Genomic DNA, 25,035 nt, shown 5'->3' with positions numbered 1-25,035 from the left:
ACTCTAAAAAGGAAACTTATTTTTTCTTAAGAAGCGCCACCCAATCTTGATTGGCTTCCACGGTTGGAGGATTTCCCAAACTTTGAGTGCTTCCGCCATTTAAGACTTCGATAGTCCCTTTCTGCAATTCTCCTCCCTTTAAGGGATTGAACCATAACAGTTCGAATTCTCCATTAGCTTCTGCCAGATCAATCGTATATGCTGCAGAATCAGGCAAATAAACGGCATAAACTTCGTTTTCCTTATGGAAACAATAGGCATCTTTTGAATTGACAAGCCCATGCTCCGGTCGCATTTCCCAGTAGGGTAGATTATCCCTAAAAAATGTAAGTGCAAATTCGGTCAATTCCCAGAGTCGGTCACGCGTTCGCCAGTCTTCGGTATTCAAATCGTGATATCGGTTATTCGCCCCAAAATACCATTCCACTCCTGCCGCCCCAGAAAGCAAGGTTCCCCAAAGCACATACCGCCGTAGTGTGTCGTGGTGGGCATCTAACGAATCGGAAACCGCGCCCGTATGCCACATGCCGATCTCATCCATTGTAATCATCCATTCGTGCCCCGCATCACGTGCCTTTCGCTTCCAAGTTTCAACGACCTCAGCTGCTCCTTCGCGTTTATCGACCTGTAATGATAACCCGTCCAAGTCTTTGAATCCGACAATGGAATCTAAAATATTTTCCCGTGCGGGCTCATGGGAATGCGTATGCAGCAACAGAGGATGATTGTACGGATCGCTTTCCTTTATAAATGTGGTCATCGCCCTGCGCTGCGCATCATTTTGAGCTATCGGCGTAAAATCGGCGAAACCATTTTCCTCTCCCAAATTAAAGTTCATGGCAAGGTGGTGCCCGAAACGCGCAATCAATTCATTAATATAAAGTTGTCGTAACGGTCCTGTATCCCCTCCATCCAACATGGTTTCGTTCTCTGTTTCCTGAAGTACGAGATGTATTAAAATGCCCTTAGATTGCATGTGCTCGAAAACGATTTCCCATTGTTCCAATTTACTGACATCGAATCGGGTAAAATCATCAGGGGTTCGATACGGCCATACATCTTTTCCATCGCCTAGAATATTTAGGGTTAAAAAATATACTGCGTTCATGCCTTTCGAAGCCAAATAGTTCACGGCACCGATAATCGCTTTTCCCTTTCCGTTCTGCCAAGTAGGGTCACCCACTTCCCAATCGCTCAAATGTGGAATGTACTTATGGATGCTATTGTCTGTCTTGGCCTCACCATCGTCACTGGAGCTTTGCATACGGTAGGTTTCGTCAAAATCTTCGTAAGCCAAAAAATTCTCGGGGCTATCGGCTCCGCCTTTTACCCAATAGGTATCAGCATCCTTAAAATAAAAATAGCCGTTTTTATTCACCAACGGCCCCTGACCACGAAAATCAGGCTTTTGTTTATCAGACGGAATAACCTGAAATTTACCCGAAGCATTTTTCAAATCGACCGTCTGAACAGAACCATAATCGGTGCTCAGGGCGACCGAATCACCATGGTATAAAGTTGCTGCATATGACCATTCCCCCACTTTATCAGGCGTAAACCTTACTTGCCAAATGCCACCCGAATCTGAACTCGTTTCGTCAGCATCACCATCTGCCGCATAAAAACCACGAATAGTATATTTGGTGTCCTCATTTTTAAACTCGACAGATAATTTATAGTTTAAAAACGGATTATCTTCCGCATTTTCGTTGGTATCAGGCCCTTCAAAGGGCAAGGTCACCGTATGCCATTGTTGATGGGTTTCAAGTACAACTGCCTTTTTTTTATTTCCACAAGAAAACAGTAAAAGTATCAAAACATATATGCTTAATTTTTTCATGATTTTTGATTGTTCCGTTTACCTATTTATTAAAAAAAGCACAAACCTGAAATAAGATACTCCTTCTTCGGATATTCGCAGCATTCTAGTTTTGGTTTAATTACCCCACATACGCAGCCATAGTTCGCGTAGCAGTTTTTTAGCATCACCTCTCATTTTGGGCATTTCTTCCACTTTTACCTTGCCCCCATTTTCCTCGAGTTTATAACTAAAGGCGAACTGCGATTCATTGGGATCTAAACTGATCGGTCCGAAACGGAGGTCATTAAAAAAAAGCATGCCATCTCTTTTTGTTATGGTAAACCAACCACCAGTAATGGCCTCAAGACGTTTCACTTTATCGTTTGCGGCCAGTTCGCCCAATAATTCGTGATTTTTCGGATAAGCCTGAAACGCAATTTGCTCTTCATCGAAGAAGGAGAAATTTGCGATAAGGTAAGCATCTTCGGTGTCGACATTGGCCGTCCAGAGCATTGTATTGAAAGGGGTGGGCCTAGTGTCGATATCGGAATAAGCAATACCCTGCGCCTCCAAGGCCATTTCAAACCGCTGATAAGCCATTCCTTTTAGAACTACCGTTGCCGCCAAATATCCCGTACTGATCGATAATCCTAGACGATTGTACCGTTCGCGCTTTGGATCGGTTTTTTTCCTTCGCATCGCCAAAATCAACAGTACTAAAAAAGGAAGGGTATATAATGGGTCGATTACAAAAATACTCTGGAATGCCAATCGTACATCGAATGGCCAGAACAACTGTGTACCCCAGGTCGTAAATGCATCTAATACCGGATGGGTAAAAAGCCCCCAGAACATCAACCACGACCAATCTTGCCAAGCAACATTTTGTTTCCGTTCCAGTTTTGAAATCAACCATCCAAAAACAGGGGAGAAAAGCATGGAAAAGAAAATGGAATGGCTAAAACCTCTATGCCATTCAATGGCCGTGACCGTATCGGCAAAATAGCGGGACAGTACATCAAGATCTGGGATTGTACCCGCAATGGCACCGTAGAGCATGGCCTTATTACCCACTTTTTTACCTAAAACAGCCTCTCCAACCGCAGCACCTAATACTATTTGAGTTAATGAATCCATTAATTTTAGATTTAAGCCAATTTTTCAACAGATTCCTTCGTTCCTTGGAATTACGTTATTACAATAACACCGGAATCTGCCCATCTTATCGACACCAGTTTCAAACAATCCCCATCTTCTTTAGCAAAAAGGATGCATTCATGTTCTGGCAAATACCTTTTTTGAATTTGTAATCAAAATGCAGTTCATTGTCAATAATCTCAGCGTCGAAATAATAATTTTTGACCTGCGGCAATTCTTCGGCGACCTCACAAAGACTTAAATCGTGGGTTGCTATAATTCCCGTTGATTTCGAGGCCACCAAACGCTCTACAAACTTTCGGGAACCTTTCGCCTTATCGATACTATTTGTTCCTTTTAGAATTTCATCCAAAACAATAAAATATCGGTCCGTTTGAATTTCGTCTACGATGAACTTTAATCGTTTCAACTCCGAAAAGAAATACGATTCATCATCGGTAAGCGAATCGGTGGTTCGCATGCTCGTAATCAATTTAATGGGATTATACTCCGCATCGACGGCGCATACCGGCAGCCCCAAATTGGCCATTACAATTTGAAGGGAAACGGTTCTTAAAAACGTACTTTTCCCGGCCATGTTTGCTCCTGTAATAATAAAGAACTGTTCGTTATCAATCCTTATATCATTCAGAATACTCTTTTTGGGATCCAACAAAGGATGCCCGGCACCCTCTGACTTTAGCACGATACCAGTTTCTACCAAACGAGGGTAGCTATAATCAGGATGATTGTAACCAAAATTGCCAAGGCTATTGTAGGCATCAAAAAAGGCAATCGTTTTGAACCATGCCTCAATGTCGTGCCCGTGTTCTCCGATCCATTTCTCTATGGCGTAACTAAGCTGTAAATCACGCAATAAAAAAGCATTTGCGAATAGTGCGATCAAGATATTGTTTCGCTGATCCAAGGCGCTTAAATGGCGAGAAAATTGATGCAGTATTTTCGAAGCCTTGCCACTTTCCTGAACTATCGTCCGCCTTTTTTCATCGAGCAAATCACATTGAAAATCAGCATCTTCCAACTTCTCGATCAATTGTTTATATTGCTGAAACGTAGTTTGAATTTTGGAGGTATCGTAAGACAGCTTATTGATTTTTTTGAGAAATCTTCCGCTAATAATCAATCCCAAGAAAAACCATGCAATCAGGATAAGACCGGGAATAATGCCCGTAAAATACCCAGCTATGATGACCACGGATGCAATGGAAAACAGCATAGGAAGAAATTTCATCAGTGCGGGAACGAAGGCCTGGTACTGCTTCATCCATTTGATAATAACGGTGTAAGGCGTCTCGGTCTTTACCAAAGATGCGATAGCGCTAAAATTTTGTCGCCAGTCGGGCATTTGTGCCAGTTCCATAATCGCTTCCTGCTTTTTGCCGATAGCAGTTATAACATTTTCCTTTAACAATGTAGCCAAGGTCTCGCTTCCTTGCGGCAATGCCGTACGATTGCAATATTGGAAAAAAGAACCTCTTCCGAAAAGATCGATATCTTGACTGAAAGAATGGTCAGGATCTTTATATTCAACGCCCGTGGCAAGAGTAAGGTAATTACGCTTCAACACCTGAATCTCAGTCGCATTAATTTTGATAAGCGCCAACAATTTATCCCGCTTATACTGCAAGTCGGTATGTCTGGAAACCAATATCAAAAACAGAGCTATTGCTAAAATAACAATGGCAAGAATCAGTCTAGGGCTACCGAAAAAGAAATAGATAGCAAAAGCCGCAGCACCAAAAACAATCAATCGAATCATACTAGAATTAAACAATTGGCTTTTCACCGCAGCCAATCGAGTCTCGTATAAAGTTATTTTATCGTTGTAAAAAGAGTGGAGGATATTCATTTAGGAATTAGTTGTTGGTGCGCTAATTTAGCACTATTTACATCGTTCTAAAGTGCGTCAAATTGGGCACGGAGCTTTTTGGTCAGGCCGGAGACCACCAAGTCGTAGGAATGATCGATCAATTCTTTGACTAATTCGGGGGCAAGATTTTCTAACATCAGGGTATTCCAATGATTTTTGCTCATGTGGTAGCCGGGGGTGATATCTCCGTCGTACGTCTCACGTAAATCAATGGCCCGCTCGGGATTGCATTTGAGATTGACTTTTAAGGGCATACGTTCCAACGGGGCCAAGGCAAACATCTTACCCATGACCTTGAACACCAATGTTCCGGAGTCAAAGGGAAAATCTTCTGCCGCCCCTTTTTTCGTAATGCAATATTCCCTAAAATCTTCAATATTCACCGTTACGTTTTATTTAACCTTTGTCAGTAGTGCTTTCATATCGCTCCAAAAGTAGCGTGATTTTAAGATGGTACGATCGCCAATGTCGTTTCCTGAAACCGTTTCGATTTTTTTACCATTCAAGTGCGCATAAAAGTTTTGGGCCATTTCATTTTGTTCCAAAACCCATAAATACAAACCAGAATGTGGATACCGCTCATCGGCCTCCTTGGCTACCAAAGCCATTAAATTTTTACCAATGCCTGCACCCTTCATATCTGAAGACACATGCGGGTTGTCTAATAGCGTACCATATTCCGGACTATGATTTAAATACGCATAGACAAAACCAACGATAGCACCTTCATTTTCGGCCACGCTGATAAACTGCTCGGGCTCATTATCGTTAAGTCGTGCTTGCCAAACAAGCCTTCGCTCGATCAAAGCTTCAGCATCAAGAAACATGTCACTAAAAGCACCCCTATAATTTTGCTGCCAACTCGTGACATGGAGACTAGCAATACCTTCGCTATCGGAAGGAGTTGCAGCTCTGAAAACAACCATCAAAAGTTGTTTTAAATAGTTTTGGAGTCATACACAATGACTTTACTCCAGAGCTTACTTGATTCTTCTATAAAAGTATTGTGAACATCTTCCTCTTGGTATTTTTGCTGTGCCTCAGCCGATTCGAAGGTGGCTATCAACGAATAGGTGAAAGAGCCGTCTACAACGTCTCTACTGGCCTGCGGTGGTGTGCCGATAAATTTGGTTTTGGCATATTTCGAACTGTTCAAAAACTTCTGCAACGAAGTTTCAAACGCTTTTCTGTCTTCTTGGCTCTCTGGATTATGTAACCAGAAGAATACCGTATGGGTAAATGTTGGATCAAATTCTCTCATTCTATTTAATTTTGACCAAGTTTTAATGGGGTCTTTTTCAAAAATATAAAAATACTACGCCTCTTTTTACTTTTGATCAGGAATTCTCTTCCAAAAGTTTCTGACGTTCTTCGCTCAACTCAAGGGCCGTATAATCTAATTTCCAACCGATGGTCTCCACTATCTTCTCAATCATCATTACCGCTTGCCAGGCATCCTTTCGTGCCGTTTCCATCAAACCACTTTGGGGAATTTTATTAAGAATATGCTGTTTGCCTTCTTTGTTCAAAGTCGTAATATCCTCTGAAGAAAAGAAATTGAACATTCCGCTTTTTATATCATAATACTGAATTTCAGGTTCAATCGAAAGCACCTCGGGCCGTGGCATATAAGCCAGAATAATTTTTCGTTTCTCTTTATCGGCATGAACTTTTACCTTTTTAAAATCATAACCGATATGTACCTTGGCATTGATTACCAGCAAGGCCTTTTTTTTACTTCTGAAGAGGTTGGTAAAATCGTTCTTAGTATTTTCATACGTATAGATTTCAGCAAAATCACCCTCGACCGATATCAATTTGCAGACACTTCTGATTTTTTCCAACAAAATAATCGATTGCTGATTCGTGCGTTCTATATTCTGTTTTATACGAAATCTCGAGAATAGCCAGTACATAAGAGCGGCACCGAGAATAAGCCCAATAATCAGTAATGGTATACTATCCATTCGAATTTCCTATTTCCCCCAAATGGGTGTATTTGAATCCTTTGTTATATTTAAGTCCGTACCCCAAAGTCCTATCCAAAGCAGAATGGGCAAAAAGAATGACTCCGATCAATTGAAGCAAAGATAAGGAAAGATATGCCCCTAAAAGGTAAACCAGAATAGCCACTCCTTTGTGATGAAAGAGATTGTAAACCGTCGCTCCAATGATATTCCCAAAAAGATAACCTACCATGCCAATATCGGGTGCGAGTATTAACACTAAGAACCACCACCATCCATAGGGCAGCAGTCCGAACAGGTAAATTCCCAATACGAACATCATTAACTCCTCTAATTTCAAGATTGTTCCCATGTTTGATTTATTAAAGTTTCACAAGATCATAAAATGGTATTCATTGGTTTTCCAAAGCATACAAAACGGGTCTACTGGGGCTCGCATCGTTCTCAAAGGGAGCCACTTGGAGATTCAAAAAATAGGTGTCGTCTTGTATTGAATTGGCAACAAAAATAAACTCGGTAATCGTGGCATTTTTGCGGATGGCACCCTCAACACCCCAAAAAGCTTTGTGTGCCCATAGCGCTCCATTATCTTTCTCTTTATCGACCGAGGGCAGATCAACAAGCAGATGCTCAACCCCTTTATCTGCCAAAAATTGGGCGGCAGTACCCAACAAATAAGGTGGATTGGTATGACCATACTGCCTTGTCAATTTATCTTTTAAATTCGGAAGGGTACGAATAATTACGGCTTCCCTTTTTTTGTTTCCCAAGGCATACTGCAACTGTTTGGGGGAAATAACCAAATCGCCCTGATACCGTTCCGGAGCGATGGTGATGAGTTCCGCATAAAAGAAAAAGCGATCCATATTCTGATTGACCGAATGGAAATCTTCGGTAATATGCCCCACACATTCGGTATGTGTACCATGGGCGTGGGGGTTAAACGAGATATCATTGAAGTTAATGGCAGCCCCTTCGGTAACTTTACCAATGAATTCACCTTCGGTATGGGGTTCTATTCTAGGAGGTGGCACATACCATGCATTTACGTTGGAATCATTACCACGCAACGGCATCGAGATATCTAAAGGTTTTGACAGATCGATTTGATGGTTCTTGTTTTGGTATTTTACTGTTGCTATCATTTATGCTGAACTTGTTTCCGTATCTAAATTTACCATAAAAAGGTCGGCTGCGATTCCGTCAGTCAAAAATTTTCCATTTCTGGTAACCAATAGAACATCATCTTGTATATGCAATAAGTCTTGCTCCAAATATTTTCTTGCCTGTTGAAGGAGGTATTCAAGTCTATTTTTACCGAAATCATTTTCAACTCGCAGTAAAGAAACGCCCCAAATGGTTCGAAGTCCGGTCATTATATATTCATTATAGCGATCCGTTTTCGAAAGCGTTTCAATTTCCATGGGAAGTTGCCCCTCGGCAATCGCCTTCATATATTTGGCGTTATTTCGCACATTCCACGCTCGGTTCTTTCCGTCATAGGAATGGGCTGAAGGACCAATCCCTATATACTTCTTGCCTTGCCAATAAGCTGTATTATTTTTTGAAAAATAGTCGGGTTTACCGAAGTTTGAAATTTCATAACAAACATAGCCGGCCTTGGCTAGTTTCGTTGTAAGAATATCGTAGTGCGATTGGGCCGCTTCATCGTCTAATGGAGCAACACTCCCTTTTTTTATAAAATTGGCCAATGCCGTTTTAGGTTCAACGGTAAGCGCATAGCTTGAAATATGCGGAAGGTCAAAAGACAGGGCTTTTTCAATATTGCGTTCCCAGCGCTCGTTGGTCATACCAGGAACTCCATAAATCAAATCAATGGAAATATTGTCAAAGTGCTTGGTAGCTTCCTGTAGGCAATTTTCAGCTTCGATGGCGTTATGCGCGCGATTCATGAATTTCAGGTCTTCTTCAAAAAATGATTGGATACCGATACTTAAACGATTGATTCCCAAATTGCGATAAGCACTAAAAATGTTAGTGCCAGAACTACGCTCGGAGTCCGTGAAAATTAAATCATCAGGGTTCGCTTCCAAGGTGATTTCCGGATTTTCAGACACCTTATAATTTTGATAAACCGTAGCAATAATGGCCTCGATTTCATCCAAATCTAATACCGATGGGGTTCCCCCGCCAAAATAGATGGTTTCAACCACTTCGGTTTCAAATTCTTCCTTTCGCAATGCCAATTCGGTTTGCAATGCTAAAACCATGGCCTCCTTTTTTCCCATAGTCGTCGAAAAATGGAAGTCACAATAATGACAGGCCTGTTTGCAAAAAGGAATATGGATGTAAATTCCGCTCATTTCAATTTATAATTAACAGTAAACAATTAGCAATATAAAGTCGGTAATTGCTAATCATTTATTCTCGTTGTCTTTAGTATAGAAAACATGATTTTGGAAAGTTCATCTGCCTTATGAATGAAGCTAGTTGCATTCGCTACATTTATATAATCAGAATCTCTTAGTAAATTCAACCAATATTTTGTCTCCAAACTTTCTTTATAGGCAATTGAAATTTTCGCAGAAAAATCAGCTTTTGAAATTGCACCATTAGCTTCAGCTAGATTTGCGCCTATTGAAGTCCCTGATTTCAGCAATTGTTTGAATAAAGTGAATTCTTTCTTCTCAGCAATTATCGCTTTATAGCGCAAGACTATTTTTAAAGCAAAATCATATGATTTTTTTAACAAGGGGTTGCTATCTAAGCTCATATTGAAAATTGCTCATTGTCCACTTCCCACAGTTCACTGTTCACTTTCTACCGATTACTTATTTACTGCTTTACTATCAATTATTTACAGTTCACTTCTTAACCCTTTTATCGTTCTGCTTTACAAAAGCCTCCCATCCTGAATAGTTCTTCCCGACCTCAACACGGCCTTCGTTGTAAAAATGACATACGGCAGCGGCAAGACCATCGGTACTGTCCAAATTTTTAGGCAGCGATTTTAGTCCCAAGGTACTTTGCAGCATTTTTGCCACTTGTTCCTTACTCGCATTTCCATTGCCGGTGATGGCCATTTTTATTTTTTTTGGAAGGTATTCCGTTATGGGAATCTGTCGTGAAAGTCCGGCTGCCATAGCCACTCCCTGTGCCCTGCCCAATTTCAACATCGATTGTACATTTTTCCCAAAGAATGGGGCCTCGATTGCAATTTCGTCGGGATGATAAGTATCTATGAGCTCCAAAGTTCTTTCGAAAATAAGTTTTAGTTTGACATATGGATCATCATATTTTTTCAGCAACAGTTCGTTCATTTGAAGAAATTGCATCTTTTTATTGACAACCTTGATAAGGCCAAAACCCATAATAGTCGTTCCGGGGTCGATACCTAATATTATTTTTTCCGTCGGCAATTGTTAGTTGTTAGTTGTTAGAGAACTCAATATTCCGCTTTAGAATTCACACTTAAATTGGGCGTTGGTCTTAATCGGGGTACTACATTTAAATTATAATGAAAATCGCTTATTTCGGATTGATCACAATCGGGATCCTGAATTTTGAGCGTATCGGGATTCCCCTTTTTAAAGCTGGCTCCAATTGAGGAAGACTATTTAGGCTCTGTTCTATTTTCTCATCGAACTCCGCCTTACGGGAACCAAAAATCTCACTGTTCAAAATATTCAAAACGGTGATACTACCATTATTTTCAGAAGTGAATTCAACATAAACCGTGTCTTTAACTTCATTATCAACCGTAAATTCATTTTCTTGGAGCATCTCTAAAATGTGTAGGAACAACGTTTCTTCAAAACACTTTTTTTGTAAGACTTTGGTCACAGTTTCATCACATTTGCTAAATAAGGGGTATTGATCCACTTCGTTCCAATCAATATTCTGCATTTCTTGGTTTACTAGTTTCTGGGTCTTGGCATCCTTTGATTCGAAAAAATCACAGGATGTAAAACCACATACCATTAGTAAAATCAAAAACTTTCGCATAACCGCTAAAATTGCACGGAAATTACGATTTTTTTGTGGGATTTTAGGTGTACCTGACCCAATGCAAAATCGTTTCCCTTATGAAACAAATACGAAGTAATGAACATATGCCACTAGCAATGCAAGGTTCTACGCCCTTGATAATACATATGGTTTCAAATAAAAACTTAAGAATTTTAGATTTTTAACTCCCCGGCCTTGCCTAAAAGCAAGTCCACCCCTCTTTAAAAAAGAGGGGAGCCTATAAATCCAACATTCTTCTAAAGATGAGTTTTACGAAAATTTTAATTAAGAGGAGCTCCTCCCTTCTTTGAAGGGAGGAGCTTTGACCTTTAGTCAGGACGGAGAGTTGCTTTTTGAGTTAAAAGTTAAGACTTAAAAAAATGAACGCCGCTTCAAAAAAAGAGCCCCCTTAAATTAGGCTCAATTGCTCCCAAAATGGATTTCCTGTTTCAATTCTTTGATGCGTTTCGAAACCATTTCAGAAAAATAGCGTTGTTCGTTTCCGAATTTTTTGATGAAACTTTCATAATACTCAAGTTTCACCTTAGGATCCTTTAGATGCTGATCGGAAAGAAAACACACCTGATAAAAGACCCTCATATTGTCAGGATCTTCCTTTAAGGACAGCTTGTAGTATTTGATCGATTCCTCTGGTTTTTCCTGTACGGCAGCGATCCGTGCCAAGCTTTCATACTCCCTTGCGAAGTTGACCTCTTGCACTTCCTTTGAAAGTTTTATATAATACTGGGCACTATCCAACATTCGGTCCTTAAAAAATACATGGCCCAAATTAAAGTAGTAATCCGGATTCGAATCATCGATATCCAATAACACATGATAGTTCGTTTTGGCCTTTTCAAATTCCCACATATGATATTGGCAAATTGCGAGCTTATAGTAAATATATTCTTTTCGTTCACCCAGCTCCAGCAACCGCTCGAACCAAGGCGCAGCCTTGCCAAATTCATCGTTATTGTAATACGCCAAGGCTTTCAGATTTATGAGGGCGACATCCTTTTCATAAAAGCGCAATCCCATATCGACATAGGTCAAAGCGGAATCTTTTTCTTTTTGAGCCACATAGTATTTCCCCAACTGGAAGAGGCTACGAAGATGTGTACTATCCAACCCTACGGCTTTTTGATAGGCGAGAACACTTTCATCCGTCTTTTTTAGCCATTGTAACGATTCTGCCAAGTAATATAGATACTCTGGGTTGTCGTTATTTTCTTCGGATAACTTTTCAAAAAGAGATTTACCTTTCTCCGCTTGTTTTGTTTTAAGATACAATTTCCCCAATTCAAAACGGGCAATCTGCAATGTCGGATGTTCTTTAAGAATACCTTCATACTGCGCTACCGACTTATCAAAATTACCGATAGCATTGTAGGCACGCGCAATTTGCAACGCCGATTGTTGCGAACCAACTTGTGCATACGTATTTATGGCTTGGGTATAATCGCCAAGCATATAGAGACTATCGGCTGTGGTAAAAGCCGAAGTTTGGGCTTCCGCCTTTATCACAAAAACAAGTGCTAAAAGAACAATATTTTTCACAGGCCTACTGTAACTTAAAGGTAATGGGAATGGCATAAACAGCGCTTACGGGATTCCCGTTTCGTTTACCTGCTGTCATTCTGGGTAATTTTCTGATAATTCGATCGGCTTCGGCCTCCAAAGACGGGTCTGGCCCCCGATATTTTATATTGTTGATGAGTCCATCTTCTGTAATTGTAAACAAAATCCCAACGCGACCTTGTATCCCCCTCGTTTGTGCATCCTCTGGATATCGGAAGTTTTTGGAAATATGACGATGTATCATTTGTTTGAAACAATCTTCCTTATTGGATGCACCTTCACAACCCGGAAATACAGGGGCTTCATCCAATTGTGCAAAGGGCACGGCTTCCATTGCAGTCATAAGCTCATCCATTTGCAAACGCTTTGCGTCAGATCCGGAATCATTTTTCTTAGTTGTCGCTACAGGGTTAAAATTTGCCTGTTCAAGTTTAAAAGTTACTGGCACCGAATAAGGTATTTTAACATTCTTGCCGTCAAGTTTTCCGGGAACCATTTTTGGTAATTTAAAAATAATGCGTTCTACCTCTTGTTCCAACAACACATGTGGCCCCCTCATCCTGATATCTTGAATTGTACCATCTTCAACGATTGTAAACATAACCGAAACACGACCTTGAATTCCCTGCTCCTGAGCTTCTAGTGGATATCGGAAATTTTTACTAATATGTCTTTGCATCATTCTATTAAAGCACTCCCTCGGATCCGCTTCATCCTCGCAGCCAGGAAAAATGGGTGATTGGTCGGCAAAAGCGAAGGGCACCAAGTTTTTGGTTTTATACGATTCTTTCCAATCCAATGGTTTGCCTTTTGACCCCATAAAGTTCTTGTAAAGTTTTTGCGAATCTTTGTAGTCTATTGACATTTGGGCACGAATGGGTTCGTTGTGCATTCCTGAAATAAAATGATCAGCTTCGGTATCGACAAAACTTACAACGGTTTCTGCATCTTTCACCTGTAGTTCCCAATGTTCATCGTTTTCTGAAAGTGTTTTTAATTTTGAATACACCTTATTTTCTTCTTCTTGGGTCAAATTTTCAATGTCGCCGACTTTAATAAGTCTATCTCCATTTTGCGCTTCTTCCAAGGAAACTCCATTTTGTAATGCGGTTTCATTTTCACACGAAGTATAAAATAATATTCCCATTAGTATGGGCAACAAAGCCAAATACTTTAGTTTCCAAATGTTTTTTGATCTTGATTTTTGTAACATGACGATTCGTTTTTTGATTAATGATGATTTAAAAAATTGATTGATGAACGATATGTGTTCTGTTTGAAATACTTCGGACAAAAGAAGCTGATAAGACTCCTTTTTATCGGTTTTAGCTACTGCTGCATCGGCGATGAACTCGTGCAGTTCTGAGATTCGACTTTGATAGACATAGACCAACGGGTTGAACCAACTACCGATACGCATCAGTTCAAAGAATATGAGATCCCATGAATGCTTTTGTTCAATATGTACCAACTCATGGCGAATGATGCTTTCGTGCTCTTTTTCGAGCACCTTATCGCCCATAAAAATGGATTTAAAAAATGAAAAGGCCAAATTGCTATTTTGCACCACGATACGCGTAAAGTTTGGAAAACGCCGAACCTTGCCCTTGTTTCGCAATTGTTGAATTTTATACAATTTAAAGGCGAATAGTAGGGCTGCAGCTACCATTCCTCCAAAAATAAGTACTTGGCCCCATGGCAGGCTACTCAAGAAACCTTCGGTCGTTGACGGGGTGACCGTAACCTCATCCATATTCCAAAAAAACTCTGGGTATACATAAAATTGTTGGGACACGGTCGTCTTCAGCGCCTCGATTTTCACCCAAGGCAATACAAGCGACAAGGCATAGGTGCCAATCAAATACAAACGGTTCCATTGAAAGAAGGTCTCCCTTTTTAAGAACAGGTCATAAATAACAAGGAACACCATTTGAAAGGCGATGGCTTCTATTATATATTGTATCATTTCTTCAATTTTTCAATTTGGTCGTTAAGTTCTTTTATCTTCTAATTTAAATTCATCGTTTTAAGAGAAGATTCCATTTGTTGACGTAATGCAGCAATTTCATAATCAAGAGATTTAATTATAGGATTTTCTTCATTTGTACTTTGCAAAAGTCTGCTACGAGTAGCCATTATGGTAACCAAGGCATTGTATTTGGATTTAAAATCGGAAATAGCCGGACTGCCCAATTTTTCGTCATAGAACCTCCTTTCACCTTTAAAAAGTGCCCCGTCTTTTCCTGAAATGCCTTCAACTCCATTTGGAAAAGTTTTATAAATCATCATGGCTAAAGCGTCTCGTTCCGCATCTGTCAAAGAATCTTTCTTTACTATCTCTTCCATGAGTTCTGAGATTTTTCCTGATAATGACTTTTCTTGTATGACCATTGTAGCGCTGATTCTTTTATTGTTTGGAAAAGTTATATAGGAACCATTCTCTGCTTTGGTATATGTTATGGAGTTATTTTCATCCCTTACCATAAAATCCCAATGCTTTTCACTATCGGAAAGTACCTTGACAGTAGCGTATATCTCAGTTTCCTCCGCTGGAGTCAAATTTTCTATATCGTCAACAATCATAAAGGAACCTGTAAGATTCTCGGTCTCTTTCTGACACGAAGTATATAACAACATACCTGCTAGCAAGGGTATCATTAACAAATATTTTAATTGTAGAATTTTCTTCGACTGTTCCTTTTGTAACATGACGATTCGTTTTTTGATTAATGATGATTTAAAAAAATGATTGATGAACGATATATGTTCGGTTTGAAATACTTCAGACAAAAGCAATTGATAAGACTCCCTTTTATCGGTTTTTGCCACTGCCGCATCGGCGATGAACTCGTGCAGTTCTGAGATTCGACTTTGATAGATATACACCAGCGGGTTGAACCAACAACAGATACGCATCAGTTCAAAGAATATGAGATCCCATGAATGCTTCTGCCGAATATGTACCAGCTCGTGTTTAATGATATTATCGTGTTCGCGCCGCACAACCTTGTCACCCAAGAAAATATACCGGAAAAACGAAAAAGCCAATTCACTTTTCGCAACGACAACCCGTGTGAAATTTGGAAAATACCGCACACTACCATTCTTACGAAGTCTATAAATTCGGTATATCTTGAACATAAAATAGAAACCTGCCAACAGCATACCACCATAAAAAATACCTTCTTGCCATGACCAATCGATCGTTTGGTGCTTCGCAGTCTCAATAATGACCTGATCGGCTACCCCATCGGTTGGCCATAAGAATTTAGGGTACACATAATACTGTTCGGGCACGGTCGTCTTCAACGCCTCGATTTTCACCCAAGGCAATACAAGCGACAAGGCATAGGTGCCAATCAAATACAAACGGTTCCATTGAAAGAAGGTCTCCCTTTTTAAGAACAGGTCATAAATAACAAGGAACACCATTTGAAAGGCGATGGCTTCTATTATATATTGTATCATGGCTTGTCTTCTTTTTTGATATCCTTTAAAATGGATTCCAATTCGGAAAGGCTCATATCGTTCTTCTTCATAAAAAAGGAGACCATACTCTTGAAGGAGCCCTGAAAATAGCCGTCGACCAATTTATTTATAGACTGGTTGCTGTAATCGGACTTTTTGACCAATGGAAAGTATAAATAGCCTCGCCCCTCTTGCTGGTGATCTACAAAACCTTTGTCCTCTAAAATGCGTACAATAGTCGAAACCGTATTATAAGCCGGTTTGGGCTCGGGCAATTCGTCAATAATGGCGGCCACGTTGCATTTCTCCAATTGCCACAAGATCTGCATGACCTCTTCTTCTGCTTTTGTTAGTTGTTTCATTTGTGCTGAACTTATTTTAGTATCCTATTAGATACTTGTTAAATTTTTTTCCCCTATACACGTACAGTTTCCTAAACCGCACTACTAATATAACTAATTTTTTAGTTTAAACTAATTATTTAGTTATAAAATTTTGATGAATACTCTTTTTGCTACCTTTAAAGCTGTAACAAATAAGTCTAAACCCCGTCTCATAAAAAAATATCGAATGGACATTGCTTTATTGATTCTAGGCCTATTTCTAATGCTTGTAGGCATTTTAGGTAGTTTCCTGCCTATTTTACCGGGACCGCCCATAAGTTGGCTAGGATTATTGTTGTTACACCTTACCACGGCAGTGCCCGAAGATTGGACACTTTTGGGTATTACAGGAGCAATTGCACTGGTAGTTCTCGCCCTCGATTATATCATTCCCGCTGTGGGCACCAAAAAATTCGGAGGTAGCAAATCGGGAATAATAGGTACTACTATCGGGCTGTTGGTCGCATTGGTTTTTCCTGTTTTCGGACCTTTTGGTATTATTATCTGGCCCTTTATTGGTGCTTTTGTTGGAGAACTTCTTAACAAGTCTGATAAAAAAACGGCCGTCAAAGCCGCTTTTGGTTCGTTTTTAGGCTTTATTACCGGAACTTTTCTAAAGTTTATGTTGGCTATAATTTTTTTGGGCCTCTTTATTTCAAAGGCATGGGATTATAAAAACGCCCTCTTTCCATATTTCAATTAGCGCCTTTACTAATTTGTCAATTAATCTTTTATAAAGTCCGTTTTTGATGTGGAATCAGGCAAAATCAAAAATCATAATTGAACCACCTTACACAAGAGGAAAGCTTAGAAAAAAATTACATCCAAACGACCTTGTCGGCAATAGGGGTGCGGGTCTGCTCTGCAATTTCTTCATCGGAATAGCCCATATAAAAAAAACCTAGGCATTTTTCACCAACGTTTAGGTCAAAAAATTCATCCATGTATTTAATGAGTCCGGGTGTACTCCAATAACTGCCAATCCCCATTTCGGTACAACAAAGCCACATATTCTGTACGGCCATTGCGGTAGCCGCTATTTCCTCCCATTCAGGCACACATTCACTGGGGTCTCGCTGCATGCAGACCGCAACGATTGCCCCTGCCCGTTTTGGATTCTCTATAAGTTTTTTAACCTTAAATTCCTTGGGGTTTGGGTCTTTCTCCATATATTTCAATGAAAGGAACATTCCTAACTTGGCCTGTGATTCACCCTGAAGCACTTTAAAACGCCACGGTTCGGTTTTTTTATGGCTCGGCGCCCAATTCGCAGCTTCCAGAATTTTTTCAATATCTGATTTCGCAATAGGTTTGGTATTGTACTGTACCGGAAAAACCGAACGTCTATTTTTTATAAGGTCAAAAATCATTTTTCGCTAGCTTTTTTTTAAATGGAAAGCCAAAATTAGTCATTTTTAATCGTTCCGAATGACTGGAGGATTTGAGGGAAAATAGAAAAACCAGAGACGATATATCGTAGTCACCACACAATTAGCCGTTCATGTAATACTCGATAAACTCACTTTCCTTTGTTCATACATCTACCGCTTACTGTTCACCGCTTACTATTTACTCTCTACTGCTCTCCGCTTATTACTCCAACCAACTTTGATAATACTTGCCATCATCAATGTCTAAAGCGGCCTGCGTCAGCTGCAAAGGTTTAAAGGTATCGATCATGACCGCCAACTCTTCCGTCTTCGTCTTACCGATACTGGCCTCATAAGTACCTGGGTGCGGCCCATGTGGAATACCGGCAGGGTGCAATGAAATATAACCTTGATCGATACTTTTTCGACTCATAAAATCGCCATCGACGTAGTACAACATCTCATCGGAATCAATATTCGAGTGATTATAGGGTGCCGGAATGGACTGCGGATGGTAATCGTATAATCTCGGACAGAACGAACAAACCACGAAAGCACTGGTTTCAAAGGTCTGGTGAACTGGTGGCGGTTGGTGTACGCGCCCGGTAATAGGCTCAAAATCATGAATTGAAAAAGCATACGGATAATTGTAACCATCCCAACCGACAACATCAAAAGGATGCGACGCATAGACCAAATGATGCAGTTGCCCCTGTTTTTTTACTTTTATCAAAAACTCGCCCTTTTTATCATGTGTCTGTAGATTTTGGGGCAGCTTAAAATCGCGTTCGCAGAAAGGGGAATGTTCCAAATGCTGCCCGAACCAATTGCGATAGCGTTTAGGCGTATAAATCGGATGGTACGATTCGGTCACCAATAACCGATTGTCTTTGGTGTCAAACTCAATCTGATAAATCACCCCGCGCGGAATTAGGATATAATCGCCGTATTTAAAAGCTATTTCACCAAACAGGCTTTTTAATGTTCCTGATCCCTTATGCACAAATAAAAGTTCATCAGCATCGGTATTTTTATAAAAATAATCGGTCAACGAAGTTCTTGGAGCTGCCAAACCGATATGGACATCGTTATTGAAAAGCACTGTTTTTCGACTTTCGAGATAATCGTCTTCAGGTTTGATATCAAACCCTTTCAACAATCTCGATTTTATATTATGTGGCACTGCCGCACGGGGGGCAATATCTAAAGTCTTGCCTACATTTTTAACTTGCGTGGGTCGATACAAATGGTACATTAAAGACGACATACCGTCGAAGCCGATCGTTCCGAACAATTGCTCATAATGAAGGCTGCCATCCACTTTCTTGAAAATGGTATGACGCTTATGGGGTATTTTGCCCAATTTATGATATAAAGGCATAGTGATGAATTACTTTTCTTCTTCCTTAAATTTACAAATATTTTAAAGGAATAGCTTTATTTAGTCCAAAGTCATTGCGAATTATGGCTTTTATTTTTCCGTTCTTAATAACATCATCATATTCAATGGGGAACAAAAGAAACGACTTCGACTACACTTCTCGAAAAGAATCCTTAGAGCAAGTAAAAAAGACACGTAAATTATATGTCGTAAGCGGATGGGAATAAGCCTAAACAAAAAAAGCCTCCCATAAGGAAAGCCTTTCATTGGTGGACAATTTTGGTCGTCCAACACATCCCCGTGTGGGGACACAACACAACGCACAAATATACTAAAGGTTTTTGGATTAATTTAAAATTAAGTAAAACCTATTTCTGTTGTGCTAAAAAGGCTACCAATGAGGCCATTTCCTCGTAACTTAATGAATTCGCCAAACCTGCCGGCATCATCGAGGTTTCCAATTCTTTTCGCTCGGCGATATCCGATTTTTTTAGGTCCGTGGCAGTTCCGACAATATTTCGGATCGTCAAATCATTCGCCGATTCACTGGTTACGAAACCTACATAGTTATCACCTCCTTTGGTACTAATCTGTACTGTTGAAAATCCTTGGGAAATCGATGCATTCGGCTTTAAAATAGATTCTGCAATCTGTTCCCTATTCATAATAGACCCGATCTGCCCCATAAAGGGACCTTTCATAACCTGATCCTTAGAAATACTATGACAGGCAACGCAACCTTGACCATTAAAGAGCTCGGCTCCTTTTGACGGATCTCCTTTGATCTTACCCAAGGCCAGCATTACATCTTCTATTGAAGCCTCAGCAATCTGTCCCTTTTTGTTTTTAATTTTTTCAAAATCGACAACGGGCATATCTTCCTTCGGCTTTTCAACTTTTACTTCTCCAAAAGCATCGATACCTAACCGATATTTACTATTAAGCTCTGCAAAAAACTGCTTATCACTTCGACCCATTTTCTTGAACTCGCCTACCAAGAATGACCGAATGACCGGTGACTGCTCCCATTCGACCGTCTTGTAGTACGGACCATGGGTATCGGGCCTGGTACTCCACCACCATGAGGTGTCGTAAGGCGCTTCTTTGTGATAGATTCGTGCCATTGTATTGATTACCTTTTTCTTGAATACTTCGTCATTTGATTTATTGGAAGCATCAATAAGAGCGGTCACTACCTTCGGACTATGTATATAACGCATGGCCCAAAGTGCCATCGCTTCTTGGTCCGTTCCCAATGCAGCAATACAATCATCAACAGCATTCAAAGCCACCAATGCTTTTACGGCCAAATGGGGCAATATAATGGCAGCGTTTGGTGTCGCATGCGGACCTTCGGTATTAATTTTCGGGGCAACAAATGAACCCGGCACTTCGAACTGCAACAGTTCTTTAGCCGCCGATGGATTACCCAAACGGCCCAAACCGATAATAGCTGCGGCTTGAACTTCGGGGGCATTGGATTTCAGTCCCGTTAAAAAGGGCTCCATTGGCGCTTTTGCCGCCATTGCTTTCGTATCTGCGAGTGAACGCAATGCAAAACGTTGAACCGCCGCATCTTCTGTTAGCGCCACTAAGTCTTCAATACCTGCCTCACCCGCAATTTGGGAATAGGTAAAAATTGCAGCAGCACGTACCTCTAAAGGTTGTCCATTTTCTTGGGCCAATTGCAAGACTTTTGCAGCTGATCCGCTTTCAGAGCGCTGTAACAATTCATATTGGGCACTCAAACGCGACTTTGCGTTTTTAGCTTTCAATAAATCGACCAATTCGTTGATCGACGCATCTTCTATATCCACAAAGGGTTCATACATAAACCCTTTTGGAATCACCCGAACAACATAGCCCTTATCAGGGTTTCCTGAATAACCGGCACCATCCCAAGCAGAAAGATACATCGTACCGGAAGCATCTACATCTACATCGGTAATCTGGGGTAACTGAATAAATTGTTCTTCACTTTGGGTAAAACTTGGTCCATCTTCGGTAACGCGATGTATGTACAACTGGTTTCTTCCCCAATCGGCCATCATAGGCACATTATTGTATTTATCGGGCCACCTATTATCGTTCATAAAAAGAGCTCCGGTTCCCGATCCACCGCCAACATCGATCAACGCTGGCAAAGTCTCTTCCGTAAAATGTTTAAAAAGTACCGGATACCCATATTCCGCCGACTGTATCTGATGGATAAACCGAACATTCCATCCACCACCATCATTGGTATTACCTCTAGTAAAGATGTTCATAAAAGGGTCAATGGCTACATCGTAAATATTACGCAACCCATGGGTATACACTTCCATACCGGTACCATCGGGCCGTATTCTTAAAATACCTCCGCCCAATTGGGTCAGCTTGGTGCCATCGATGGCGGTAGCATTGTGGAAACCGAAATCACCGACTGCAATATAAATCCATCCGTCAATGCCCATTTGAATACCGTTCGTAGCATGGTCAGTGCCACGATCTTGCAAATATTTTGAATTACTGATATTCTTGATCAATACTTTTGCGGGACCATCGGCAACACCATCTTTATCGACGTCATCAAAAACCACAAGATCCATATTGTCGGCTTTTTTCGTGTCTTCGGAAAAAGTGGTATGAAGTACAAATACTTGATTGCCTACAGGTAATATTCCCCTAGGGTTATCCAACTGTGCAAATTCCGTGTACGAATCCATGATTCCATCATGGTTACAATCTACCAATCGTTTGATAAAACCTTTTCCTATTTCTTTGCCCAGCGAGCCCATCATATCGACTCCGACAAATACTTCTCCTGAAGGGGCAACCGCCATGCAAGCGGGACTCGGTGTAAGCTCTGGCCCTGAAAAACCTTTGACGACCAAATCCTTGGGCCAATTCAATGCATTTATCACAGAATCTGTAGGGTATTCAACAACAACCGTACTTGGCACGCAGTTCTCCTGTTTATCTTTACAGCTAACAAAAATCAAGGTAAGCACCAAAAAGTATCCGAATCTTTTAATCATAACTAGACTACTATTATTTTTCACAATGAACTCGTGCCCATATACCCAAAATTAGGGTAATAAGGCAAAATTAAGATAAGAGCTATTTATTATTAGGATTGCAAATAAACGAATTTTACACCACCTATTCAGATTATTTTATGACAGGCATCATCGACCACTATTGCAAGATTAGATCCTGATGGTTCGTAAATCTAAATACCCACTGCTTTAAAAAGCATTTATTATTGCCAAAAACTTATTTTTTTGGTTTAAAAGGCCTGACAATCAAGCGAGCGGCCTTATCATAATTTATGTAATTATAGACCCAATTAAAAAACACGATTACTTTGTTTCTAAAACCCACCAAAGCCATTAAATGAACGAACATCCAAATAAACCACGCAAAAAAACCACCGAATTTAAGCCTTGGCAAATCAACTACAGCCTTATTTCTGCCAACGGTTGCCATGGTTCCCTTATCATTATACTTAAAGGCTTTCATTGGCTTACCTTCAAGAAGTCTTTCTAAGTTATCGGCCAGAAGTTCGCCCTGTTGTATAGCAGGTTGAGCAACCTGTGGATGACCCTTGGGGTAATCATCGGTAACCATATAGGCAATATCGCCTATTGCAAAAATATTATCATAACCCTCAACCTGATTATAAGCGTTTACCTTGTAGCGGTTTAGGCGCTCAATTAAAACGGAAGTATCAAAACCAGGTATGGCTGCACCCGTAACCCCTGCTGTCCAAATAAAATTCTTGGTTCCAATGACTTCACCGTCATTTAGGGTCAATAGCTTTCCATCAAAATCTTTGACCATACTTTTCAAATGGACCTGGACTCCTAAATTTTTAAGAAATTCCGCCGCTTTTTTAGAGGCATGTTCGCTCATTGGAGGCAATAACCGATCACTTCCCTCGAACAGGTGAATCTCCATTTCGTCAATATTGAGATGCCTATAATCTTTGGGAAATACATTTCGTTTTAGTTCAGCAAATGCTCCGGCCAACTCTACACCCGTAGGGCCACCACCGACAATGCAAAAGTTTAAAAGTGCCTTTCGTTCATTCAAATCATCACTGTCGTCGGCATCTTCAAAGTTCTGAAGCATCAAACTTCTAATATTCAATGCCTGGGGCACACTCTTCATAGGCAAGGCATAATCTTGAATCGATTGATTTCCGAAAAAATTGGTACGGGTTCCGGTAGCCATGACCAAATAGTCAAAAGTAAGACTTCCTATATCTGTTACTATTTCACGTGTTCGGAGATCAATACTTTCAACCGTCGCCAGCCTAAAATGAAAATTCTTGAGGCGTTTTAATATTTTTCGAATGGGATACCCTATGGAATCGGGCTCCAAACCCCCAGTCGAAACTTGATACAATAAGGGTTGAAATGTATGGTAATTATGCCGGTCGATGACTACTACTTGGGCGTCAAGGTGCCCAAGCTTTTTAGCCAAAGAAATTCCGGCAAATCCGCCCCCAATTATTACAACTCTTTTTTTGTCGGTGTGAGGAACATTCATGCAGAAATTTTAATCAAAATTAATCAATCTCAACCCGTTTTCAGCAACTTTAATCGAAGAATTCAGAAGCAGTGCAACCAGATGAAAAACATACATAAACGATTAATAGCCTTCGGCGCGTAACTTATCGTACTTGCCTCCCTTTCGTCTTAAAAATAGCTAGGGGTCGCAAGTTTGGAATTAGCTTTAAAGAATTGCTATGAAGGCCCCAAATCACTTTCACCTATGCGCACTACGCTACTTTTTACTGCTTTAATACAATTTTTTTTCATTGCATGTTCTAAAGAAGCTATCGTTGAAATTAGTGCTGCCGAGCCTATTGTTACTACGATCATTGATTCTCCCAAAGAAATCGAAATAACATCCCCGATAACGGAAGACGAATCGTACCACTGGTTGGTAAAAATGCAACAACCCAATGGTCTTTTGGAAAGCACGGAACATTCCGATTTTGTTTCCTTGTATGACAATGCGCTCTCCGCCCTACTATTCATTGAAAGTGGCGAAATAAAAAGGGCGGAACATATTTTTGATTTCTTCCAAGACAAAATTGACAGCGAATTGCGTAATGGTGCCGACGGATTTTATCAATATCGTGATAAAAACGGCGAAAACGGAAGTCGCGTTTGGATGGGAGACAATGCTTGGCTGCTTATTGCCCTTAATACCTACCACGAAGCAACAGGAACGCAAAAATATCAAGAGTTAGCAGAAAATCTTGAAGGCTGGCTTCGCACATTGCAAGACATTGATGGAGGCCTGTGGGGAGGCCAAAATGAAGATGGAACACCAATAACCAAGGTGACCGAAGGTATTATTACCACCTTCAACGCGGTTAAAGGATACGATGACTTTCATAAAAACATCCTGACCTATTTAAACAAAAATCGATGGGGTGAAGCTACCAAAGTACTTACAGCATGGCCAGAAAACCCAGACTATCTAAATGCCTTAGACCTACACGCACTAGGCCAGATGATTTTTGAGGATTTTCCAAACTCGAACCTTGAACAAACAGAATCACTATATTTCACGACCCAATGGTCGAGCATCAGTGGGCAAGAGGTTTCAGGATATTGTTTTGACGAGGATAAAGACGTGGTCTGGTTGGAAGGAACCGGACAAATGGCGACGGCCTACAACGACATTGGCAATCATGAGAAAGCCAATGCACTTATAGCAGAACTTGAAAAAGCATTCATTGCCAGTTCAATGTTAGCAGACACTAAAGGCTTACCCTATACGACCAACTACGGCAGCACCTATGGAGCCAATCTCTTATGGGACCATGCCGACACGGCCCCAGCGGTTTCGTCAACCATCTGGTATCTTTTTGCAAAAATGGGATTTAACCCCCTTAAACTCGAAAAACAAAAAAATATTCCGGAATCGGAAAAATTCTGGACTTCCCAGAGCATTTAAACATTCATCCCGATTTACCTGAACAAGTGCCCACACATTTAACCAAAAAACTGTAAATTCATACGGAATAAAATGGCCTTTTAATGATATTCCAATAAGCCCGATCGCTTGGAACCCTAAAACAACGAAATCGCC

General features: G+C 40.5%; 23 protein-coding genes. 2 read left to right on the top strand and 21 right to left on the bottom strand.

The window, feature by feature from the left end:
- Positions 1-16: 16 nt before the first annotated feature.
- From BLS33_RS17480 to BLS33_RS17400, 17 genes are all read right to left on the bottom strand, one after another.
- Complete coding sequence (locus tag BLS33_RS17480; RefSeq protein ID WP_089892543.1) at positions 17-1,840, bottom strand: DUF5060 domain-containing protein; 1,824 nt, start codon at positions 1,838-1,840, stop codon at positions 17-19.
- Positions 1,841-1,936: 96 nt separating this feature from the next.
- Entirely contained in the window at positions 1,937-2,938 is a 1,002-nt protein-coding gene (locus BLS33_RS17475; protein ID WP_089892541.1) for a metal-dependent hydrolase, read from the bottom strand.
- Between the two features lie 100 nt (positions 2,939-3,038).
- A complete protein-coding gene (locus BLS33_RS17470) occupies positions 3,039-4,808 on the bottom strand; it encodes a MutS-related protein (protein WP_089892538.1) in 1,770 nt (589 codons plus the stop codon).
- Positions 4,809-4,855: 47 nt separating this feature from the next.
- The gene (locus tag BLS33_RS17465; protein WP_089892535.1) at positions 4,856-5,212 is read right to left on the bottom strand and encodes an MmcQ/YjbR family DNA-binding protein; all 357 of its coding nucleotides are present in this window, start codon (positions 5,210-5,212) and stop codon (positions 4,856-4,858) included.
- Between the two features lie 9 nt (positions 5,213-5,221).
- The gene (locus BLS33_RS17460; RefSeq protein ID WP_089892532.1) at positions 5,222-5,755 is read right to left on the bottom strand and encodes a GNAT family N-acetyltransferase; all 534 of its coding nucleotides are present in this window, start codon (positions 5,753-5,755) and stop codon (positions 5,222-5,224) included.
- 11 nt (positions 5,756-5,766) lie between these two features.
- Entirely contained in the window at positions 5,767-6,090 is a 324-nt protein-coding gene (locus tag BLS33_RS17455; protein ID WP_089892529.1) for a Dabb family protein, read from the bottom strand.
- A gap of 76 nt (positions 6,091-6,166) precedes the next feature.
- A complete protein-coding gene (locus BLS33_RS17450; protein ID WP_089892527.1) occupies positions 6,167-6,796 on the bottom strand; it encodes a DUF4230 domain-containing protein in 630 nt (209 codons plus the stop codon).
- Positions 6,789-7,148, bottom strand: a complete 360-nt coding sequence (locus BLS33_RS17445) for a DUF4260 domain-containing protein (RefSeq protein WP_089892524.1) — start codon at positions 7,146-7,148, stop codon at positions 6,789-6,791. Before BLS33_RS17445 ends, BLS33_RS17450 begins: the two co-directional genes overlap by 8 nt.
- 40 nt (positions 7,149-7,188) lie before the next feature.
- On the bottom strand, positions 7,189-7,941 hold the full coding sequence (locus BLS33_RS17440) for a cyclase family protein (RefSeq protein WP_089892521.1): 753 nt from the start codon (positions 7,939-7,941) through the stop codon (positions 7,189-7,191).
- On the bottom strand, positions 7,942-9,120 hold the full coding sequence (gene hemW / locus BLS33_RS17435; protein ID WP_089892518.1) for a radical SAM family heme chaperone HemW: 1,179 nt from the start codon (positions 9,118-9,120) through the stop codon (positions 7,942-7,944). It abuts the gene before it with no gap.
- 50 nt (positions 9,121-9,170) lie between these two features.
- On the bottom strand, positions 9,171-9,530 hold the full coding sequence (locus BLS33_RS17430) for a four helix bundle protein (RefSeq protein WP_089892515.1): 360 nt from the start codon (positions 9,528-9,530) through the stop codon (positions 9,171-9,173).
- Between the two features lie 91 nt (positions 9,531-9,621).
- Entirely contained in the window at positions 9,622-10,176 is a 555-nt protein-coding gene (gene ruvC / locus BLS33_RS17425; protein ID WP_089892512.1) for a crossover junction endodeoxyribonuclease RuvC, read from the bottom strand.
- A 109-nt stretch (positions 10,177-10,285) separates the two neighbouring features.
- On the bottom strand, positions 10,286-10,762 hold the full coding sequence (locus BLS33_RS17420; RefSeq protein WP_089892508.1) for an energy transducer TonB: 477 nt from the start codon (positions 10,760-10,762) through the stop codon (positions 10,286-10,288).
- A gap of 423 nt (positions 10,763-11,185) precedes the next feature.
- Positions 11,186-12,322: a tetratricopeptide repeat protein gene (locus BLS33_RS17415; protein WP_089892504.1), complete on the bottom strand. Its 1,137-nt coding sequence runs from the start codon at positions 12,320-12,322 to the stop codon at positions 11,186-11,188.
- 4 nt (positions 12,323-12,326) lie between these two features.
- A complete protein-coding gene (locus BLS33_RS17410) occupies positions 12,327-14,309 on the bottom strand; it encodes a M56 family metallopeptidase (protein ID WP_245731528.1) in 1,983 nt (660 codons plus the stop codon).
- A gap of 41 nt (positions 14,310-14,350) precedes the next feature.
- Positions 14,351-15,811 carry a M56 family metallopeptidase gene (locus BLS33_RS17405; protein ID WP_089892501.1) on the bottom strand — a complete coding sequence of 487 codons (1,461 nt, stop codon included), beginning with the start codon at positions 15,809-15,811 and terminating at the stop codon, positions 14,351-14,353.
- On the bottom strand, positions 15,808-16,173 hold the full coding sequence (locus BLS33_RS17400) for a BlaI/MecI/CopY family transcriptional regulator (RefSeq protein WP_089892497.1): 366 nt from the start codon (positions 16,171-16,173) through the stop codon (positions 15,808-15,810). Before BLS33_RS17400 ends, BLS33_RS17405 begins: the two co-directional genes overlap by 4 nt.
- A gap of 208 nt (positions 16,174-16,381) precedes the next feature.
- Between BLS33_RS17400 and BLS33_RS17395 the strand changes: the two genes are divergently transcribed.
- Positions 16,382-16,897 (top strand): DUF456 domain-containing protein, encoded by a 516-nt coding sequence (locus BLS33_RS17395; protein ID WP_089892791.1) that lies wholly within the window; start codon positions 16,382-16,384, stop codon positions 16,895-16,897.
- A 115-nt stretch (positions 16,898-17,012) separates the two neighbouring features.
- On the opposite strand, the gene BLS33_RS17390 is transcribed toward BLS33_RS17395, so the two are convergent.
- The 4 genes from BLS33_RS17390 to BLS33_RS17375 form a co-directional block, all read right to left on the bottom strand.
- Positions 17,013-17,564: a nitroreductase family protein gene (locus BLS33_RS17390; RefSeq protein ID WP_089892494.1), complete on the bottom strand. Its 552-nt coding sequence runs from the start codon at positions 17,562-17,564 to the stop codon at positions 17,013-17,015.
- 223 nt (positions 17,565-17,787) lie between these two features.
- Positions 17,788-18,945, bottom strand: coding sequence for a homogentisate 1,2-dioxygenase (locus BLS33_RS17385; RefSeq protein ID WP_089892491.1), 1,158 nt, complete (start codon positions 18,943-18,945; stop codon positions 17,788-17,790).
- A 368-nt stretch (positions 18,946-19,313) separates the two neighbouring features.
- Positions 19,314-21,962, bottom strand: coding sequence for a PQQ-dependent sugar dehydrogenase (locus tag BLS33_RS17380; RefSeq protein ID WP_089892487.1), 2,649 nt, complete (start codon positions 21,960-21,962; stop codon positions 19,314-19,316).
- Positions 21,963-22,200: 238 nt separating this feature from the next.
- Complete coding sequence (locus tag BLS33_RS17375) at positions 22,201-23,478, bottom strand: NAD(P)/FAD-dependent oxidoreductase (RefSeq protein WP_089892484.1); 1,278 nt, start codon at positions 23,476-23,478, stop codon at positions 22,201-22,203.
- A 225-nt stretch (positions 23,479-23,703) separates the two neighbouring features.
- On the opposite strand from BLS33_RS17375, the gene BLS33_RS17370 reads away from it, so the two are divergent.
- Entirely contained in the window at positions 23,704-24,900 is a 1,197-nt protein-coding gene (locus BLS33_RS17370; RefSeq protein ID WP_143017638.1) for a hypothetical protein, read from the top strand.
- The last annotated feature ends 135 nt before the right edge of the window (positions 24,901-25,035 follow it).

The sequence above is a fragment of the Kriegella aquimaris genome (assembly GCF_900103215.1).
Taxonomy (GTDB): Bacteria; Bacteroidota; Bacteroidia; order Flavobacteriales; family Flavobacteriaceae; genus Kriegella; species Kriegella aquimaris.
The sequence above is the reverse complement of the archived record's forward strand: the minus strand, read 5'-3'. Positions and strand labels throughout refer to the sequence as shown.